Here is a 2,113-nt window from a genome sequence, read left to right as displayed (position 1 = left end):
GGCTTCGGCGTCCACCTTGTCGGCGACCGGTGCGAGTGCGGCAACGGCTTCACCAGCCAATGGGCCGACGCTTCCGCCTTGTTGGACAACCGCAGTCAGCGAGTAACCGAATTGACCCAGCGACATCCAGTCGCCCTTCATTTCCGCAAGGCGTTCACGATAGTATTTGATAACTTCGTCCGTGACATGTCCGGCTGACAACATCAAACTCGAACGGAAATCCTTTAGGTTCGCTTGCAGCGAAGGATCCTTGGTTTGGGTGATTTCTTTCTCAACAAGCTTGATCGCTTCGTCAAATTTTCCAGCACCCGCCAACATCGAAATTTGTTCGATCGCAGCTTCGAGACGCTGTTGTTCTTCCATTGCCTTCTTGAACGCCTCGCGGTCCCATGAATCCGCGACCACTTTTTGCAGTGGTTCTTCCATTTCCATGGGGTGGCCGATCCATTCGACTTGGCTGGTCTTGCCAACGATAAAGGCGGTTGGGATGCCCTGTTGGTTAGCGGCTTCCATATAGTCTTTGTAGACCGAGCGATCGGGGTCGGTGGTCAACGAGTAAGCCGACGTGATTTCGTCGAACGTCTTTTTCAGTTCTTCGTTCTTACGCGCCAAGAACTCTTTGACCTCTTCGACTTCTTCGTCCGAGACGCTGATGATTTGTACATTCTCGCCACGGTATTGGTTTTGTAATTCGGCGAGATGAGGCATGCTCATCACGCACGGGCCACACCAGGTTGCCCAGAATTCAACCACATAGACTTTGCCTTTTTCAAATTTCTTGACCGGTTTGAAAAAACCTTTGCCGTCTTGCAACCAGTGCTCGATATCGATCGAGGGAGCTTTGGAGCCAATGCCCAAAGTGGCTTCGGCTTTTGCGGCGGGTGACACGAGCGAGGCTACCAAGCACGTCGCTGCGACAAGGAGAGTGGATCGGAAAGAGAGAAATTTCATTTTCAAAAATGCTTGATTTTGTGTAGGGGAATTGGCCCACGAGAGAGTATCGGGCCGGTATGTTTGGTTGATCCGACGCCAAGAACGACGGCGTGCTACGGAAGAAAATAGTCACAATGCCCCGCTTCCCGCCAGTGGATAAGGGAATTTCGGGTCGGATGACGACGCTGCGACTTAACAAATTAGCCGAAAATCGGGACTCGAGTGACGTTGCACCGCAAATTGGATGCCTGGATGAAAAAATAAGGGCATTAACGTGGGAAAAGGATCTCGCCCTGACCGCCGACCGCAAAATCACCACGAATCGACTGAAAACCTTCGACTGCAATCTGGTCCATCAGTCGCAAGATGTTATTGCAAGCAAAGGAAAATGCCTGGTTTCTTATGGCCCAGGCCTTGGTTTCACGTCCCAGCAAGGGGCCGATGACCGAATTTGCCTCAATGGGTTCGCTAAAACGCGTGCGACTGGTGGCCGGCGGCGCATTGACGATTAGCGTGCCGCGCCGCATTGCATAGCCGATACTTTTGCCTATTTCGGCCGCGACAACGATGGTGCCGGCGATTTGATGGCTACCGACAAAGTCTCCGGCGGCACCTTCGATGAAAATTTCACCCCGTCGCATACGGTGGCCGACGTGAATTCCCGCCGCGTCCCGAACAACGATTCGGCCTCCGGACATGCCGCTGCGAAACGCGTCAACGGGGGCCGCGAGAAAGTCGCCAGCGGCGCCGGCGATAAAGATTTCGCCTCCCGACATCATCGCGCCGGCATAGTTGCCCACGCTGCCTTGGATCGTAATTCGTCCGCTACGGTGATGGATCCCCAGTCGATGAAATCGAGTCAGGTCGCCCACTAAACGCAATTCGTTTTCACTCTGCAATTTTGAAACGGAAAACAAATCGCCAAGCGGTCGTGGTTCTTGGCCGCATCGCAGTGTTAAACGATTGACTTGGTCTGCGTCGCCAATTTGGGCCAATGCCCGCAGCGAGATTGCCGAGGCGTCGACGTCATGTTCGGGTCGCTGTCGTAATTCTAAAAGCCAGCTATTCATTTTAGAATCTCCGCCAGGTGGAAATGATGTCGTCCGAGTTTTCCACCATAGTTACCCGCAGTAATTCTCAGCAGTCCACCGTCGGTTTGCGAATCACATGCTGCCTGGAT

The 2,113-nt window shown here is 53.3% G+C and carries 2 protein-coding genes and 1 pseudogene; all 3 read right to left on the bottom strand.

What is annotated here, in order from left to right:
• Positions 1 to 951 (bottom strand): TlpA disulfide reductase family protein (locus ABX962_RS35250; RefSeq protein WP_372726331.1); only part of this gene is annotated, 951 nt, incomplete at its 3' end.
• Positions 952 to 1,202: 251 nt separating this feature from the next.
• Positions 1,203 to 2,003: a formylmethanofuran dehydrogenase subunit C gene (locus ABX962_RS35245; RefSeq protein ID WP_372726330.1), complete on the bottom strand. Its 801-nt coding sequence runs from the start codon at positions 2,001 to 2,003 to the stop codon at positions 1,203 to 1,205.
• Positions 2,000 to 2,113: pseudogene (locus ABX962_RS35240) on the bottom strand (formylmethanofuran--tetrahydromethanopterin N-formyltransferase); the annotation flags it as partial. The pseudogene ABX962_RS35240 and the gene ABX962_RS35245, both read right to left, overlap by 4 nt.

The organism is Novipirellula sp., from assembly GCF_041583735.1.
In the GTDB taxonomy this organism is placed as follows: domain Bacteria; phylum Planctomycetota; class Planctomycetia; order Pirellulales; family Pirellulaceae; genus Novipirellula.
Note: the sequence above shows the minus strand (reverse complement) of the source record. Positions and strands in the feature narration are given on the sequence as shown.

Coding starts and splice junctions, on each gene's coding strand:
- ABX962_RS35245 (WP_372726330.1), bottom strand. CDS start 2,003: ATGAATAGCTGGCTTTTAGAATTACGACAGCGACCCGAACATGACGTC.